This is a genomic window from Gluconobacter sp. Dm-73 (assembly GCF_018256215.1).
Taxonomy (GTDB): domain Bacteria; phylum Pseudomonadota; class Alphaproteobacteria; order Acetobacterales; family Acetobacteraceae; genus Gluconobacter; species Gluconobacter cadivus.
Genome location: NZ_JAERLW010000025.1, coordinates 1 through 3377, shown reverse-complemented (window position 1 = coordinate 3377; position 3377 = coordinate 1). Strand labels below are relative to the sequence as shown.

4 protein-coding genes are annotated in these 3377 nt (G+C 50.8%); 2 read left to right on the top strand and 2 right to left on the bottom strand.

The features are described from left to right. Positions 1–128: 128 nt before the first annotated feature. Together JK176_RS14825 and JK176_RS14820 are read right to left on the bottom strand one after the other, a co-directional pair. A complete protein-coding gene (locus JK176_RS14825) occupies positions 129–431 on the bottom strand; it encodes an Rrf2 family transcriptional regulator (RefSeq protein WP_249194544.1) in 303 nt (100 codons plus the stop codon). A 183-nt stretch (positions 432–614) separates the two neighbouring features. Next, positions 615–1508 carry a LysR family transcriptional regulator gene (locus JK176_RS14820; RefSeq protein WP_211588396.1) on the bottom strand — a complete coding sequence of 298 codons (894 nt, stop codon included), beginning with the start codon at positions 1506–1508 and terminating at the stop codon, positions 615–617. Positions 1509–1623: 115 nt separating this feature from the next. On the opposite strand from JK176_RS14820, the gene JK176_RS14815 reads away from it, so the two are divergent. Both JK176_RS14815 and JK176_RS14810 read left to right on the top strand, forming a co-directional pair. Further along, positions 1624–1956, top strand: a complete 333-nt coding sequence (locus tag JK176_RS14815) for a YciI family protein (RefSeq protein WP_003626994.1) — start codon at positions 1624–1626, stop codon at positions 1954–1956. A gap of 52 nt (positions 1957–2008) precedes the next feature. Continuing rightward, entirely contained in the window at positions 2009–2896 is an 888-nt protein-coding gene (locus JK176_RS14810; RefSeq protein WP_211588395.1) for an MBL fold metallo-hydrolase, read from the top strand. Positions 2897–3377 lie beyond the last annotated feature (481 nt).

The following is a 3377-nucleotide window of genomic DNA, read 5'->3' as shown; positions in this document are numbered from 1 at the left end:
GCTCCCGCAACTCCAGCTTCCAGAACACGCTCCCGAAGATCATCACTCAATGCTCGTGCCATCACCGTCTCCATCAAGGAAAACGGTGAATCACAAGACCTCTTCAGTGTCACCTCTCGATTCAGAGTTCAGTGGAACCGCTCTAGCCTCTGATGGAAGTCCGCATGAAGCGCTGCAAGTGTAATCTGGCCAAAACGCGCGAGAAGTTGGGCCGTAACATCCGCAAGGACGCCACTCATTGCATCGTTAACGGCTTCCTCAACAAGGCATTCAATCTTTTCACTCCGGTTCCCTATGGCGAATAATCTTGGGGCATCAAGAGCCTCGTAAATATCGCGCAGCGTTACCCGATCCAACTGGCATGAAAGCGTCCACCCCCCGCCATGTCCTTTCTCGGAGTGCACATATCCATGCTCACGCAGACCGCCCATAAGACGTCGCACAACCACGGGGTTGGTGTTAAGGGCGCTGACGTGTCCCCCTTTTTGCTCTGAAATCACCTGCACGCATGGATGTTGCAGAACTGTTTGTGCTTCCGACTGAACAGGGATGGTGAACAGAAACTGATTGCTAACCGAGCTTAAGAGACAGACATCCTACCGTCGAAAAGAGGCTTAAGGCTGGAAAGCCTCTTGAAGCTCGGTCACAAAGACCCGCAACTTTGGCGTCATAACTGGACCTGCGTTATAAAGCAGGTGCATGGGCCTGTCCGGAACTGTCCACCTCGGCATAAGCCGGACAAGCCGTTTGCTTTTAATATCAGGAAGCAGGGCCTGCTCATATCCCAGCAGAATGCCATCACCAGCAAGTGCTGCAGAATGCAGAACACTTGAATCATTACTGATTATCCTCCCGCAGACGGTGACAGGCCGGGTAACGCTCCCTTGAGAAAAGTGCCAGGTCGTTACAGGTCCGCCGGAATTTTCATACACGAGACACTCGTGGCGCATCAAATCATCGGGCTGCGCTGGAAAACCGTGTTTTTCTAGATAGTTTTGAGCCGCGCAGATGACCCGACGATAGGCCGTCAAAGGACGACTGACCGCTGTAAGATCCGTCTCCAGTTCACCAATTCGGATCACAGCCTCATGTCCATCCATTGTGGGGTGAACCAGTTGGTCTGTCAGGGACAAATGCACTTGAATTTCTGGATATCTTTTTTGAAAACTGTGAATAAATGATAGAAATACCGTTCGCCCGAAGGTGACGGGGACGCTGACAGATAATGTGCCGCGCGGTGTACCAAGCGTATTGGCTGCCAGACTGTCAGCTCGTTCAGCAGCCTGCAGTACAAGCCGACACTGCTCGCAATAGAGCCGGCCTGTTTCGGTCAGACTTTGTCTGCGGGTAGTCCGATGTAACAGACGTGCACCAAGGTGGCGCTCCAGAGCCTCTATATGCTTTGCGACCATCTGCGGCGACAAAGTCAGATGCTGGGAGACCGCTGCAAAGGACCCCAATTCTACGACCTTGATAAAAATCTTCATGCTGGTTAACCGGTCAAGCATTCATCCTCCTCAGTTGTGACTGATGTCTCGTATCGACAATTTATCCAGCGCAAAAGAAGAATATGCTGAAGGCTTCGAGTGATTGGCAAGTCCAGTTCTGGTGGAGACTTTCGAAATGCCTGTTTATCTTGTTCGCATGGATCACCCTGATGGCGAGGGATGGGGTCAGCATGTCGCAGCACACGTGTTGTATCTCAGGCGCCTTATTCAGGAAGGCAGCCTGCTGGCGTCCGGTCCGTTGAAAGGGACCCCATTGCGCTCCGGCTTTCTGATTATGAAAGGCGCCAATCGGCAAGAGATCGACGCGATGATTGCCGGTGATCCCTTTGCATCCGAAGGTTTGATTTGTGATCTGCGGATTGAAGAATGGGACCCACTATTCGGGTGCCTGTCAAATCATGCAACAGGCAAACTCCCGCAAGAATTGAAGTCTCTTTTCCCTTCATGACGACAGCGCTGTGTTTTTTGAGAAATAAAAACGAAAAGAGAGCCTTGGGATTATGAACGATCTTCAGTGGTATGCTGTAGGGGATGCCCGCATACTAAAAATACAGGATCTTACGCTGGCAGCACTCACTCCAGAACAGTTGCTTCCTGACTGGGATGATGCCACGGCACTTCGGGCCTATTCTGATCTACCTGAAACGCTGGATGCTTCAGAAACGAAAGTCCTTTTGAGCGTTCATAGCTGGCTCCTCAAGGATCGCGGTCGGAACATTCTTGTGGATACGGGGGCCGGGAATAGCAAGGCTCGACCTGCTGCTCTGTATTTCGATCACTTGCAGACTGTGTGGCTTGAAAATCTGATGCGCGCTGGTGTCAGTCCAGAAGACATCGATTTTGTTCTTCTTACCCATCTGCATGTCGATCATGTCGGGTGGAATACACGCCTGCAAAATGGGATCTGGGTTCCGACCTTCCCGAATGCCCGATATGTCTTTTCTAGAGACGAATATGATTTTTTCAGTAATCCGGCTCATGATAGCGTCCGCAATAAAACCAGTTTCATGACACGCATTGATAGCGTTGATCCGATTATCTCGGCGGATCTTGCGGATCAGATTGACGTAGACGGATCCGAAGTTCTTGAAGGAATCTCCTTTCACCCCACACCTGGGCATACGCCCCATCACGCGTCTCTCGTGCTGAAATCAGGTATGGAGCGTGCGCTCTTCACGGGTGATGTCATGCATCACCCCATTCAGGTATGTATTCCGGAGTGGAGTGCCGTTTTTGATGCAGATCCTCAGATAGCCATCATATCGCGCAAATGGGCTTTGAATTATGCTGCCGAACACACCGCAGCAGTATTCACATCGCATTTTCCGATGACATCCGCTGGAAAAGTGATGACATACGACCAGGGAAGGGGCTGGTCTTTCCTCTAGGGCTGCCATTATGTCCGCTGTTCACCTCGTTCAATTCCATTGCGGACATTCCGCTTTCCCCCCCCAAGGCAGTCGCAACCGTATAAGCCGACGTGAATCTGATCTTCTCTCACATAAAGACCAAACACGATCAGACTGTCTTTCCCGGAGGCGCCTTTGTTCATAGACGAAGGTCTGTGGAACACGCCTCGTAGAGAGCTTTGCTGGTTGTTTTTGGTGCTTCACCGCTATGTCCGTTAAAGTAAAAAAACGGACATAGGTTTTATGGCGGAAAACTGCCGGTTTTGGAGATTTCGTGCAGTTTCTGGGGTGCTCTTTGTCTGGATACACGCCATACCGCTCGCCTCTTTGAATTATACGCCGTTGACGTATATGCTATTGGCATATATTCCATTGTGAATGTCAAAGCTGCAGACCGTTGTCGAACTGCCTGAATTCATAAAGCGGGCAAAAGCCCTGATGTCAGACGACGATCGTATGG

Bases quoted from the DNA above. Each gene is read 5' to 3' on its own strand.
- JK176_RS14815 (WP_003626994.1), top strand. From the start codon at position 1,624: ATGCCTGTTTATCTTGTTCGCATGGATCACCCTGATGGCGAGGGATGG.
- JK176_RS14820 (WP_211588396.1), bottom strand. From the start codon at position 1,508: ATGCTTGACCGGTTAACCAGCATGAAGATTTTTATCAAGGTCGTAGAA.
- JK176_RS14810 (WP_211588395.1), top strand. From the start codon at position 2,009: ATGAACGATCTTCAGTGGTATGCTGTAGGGGATGCCCGCATACTAAAA.
- JK176_RS14825 (WP_249194544.1), bottom strand. From the start codon at position 431: ATGGGCGGTCTGCGTGAGCATGGATATGTGCACTCCGAGAAAGGACAT.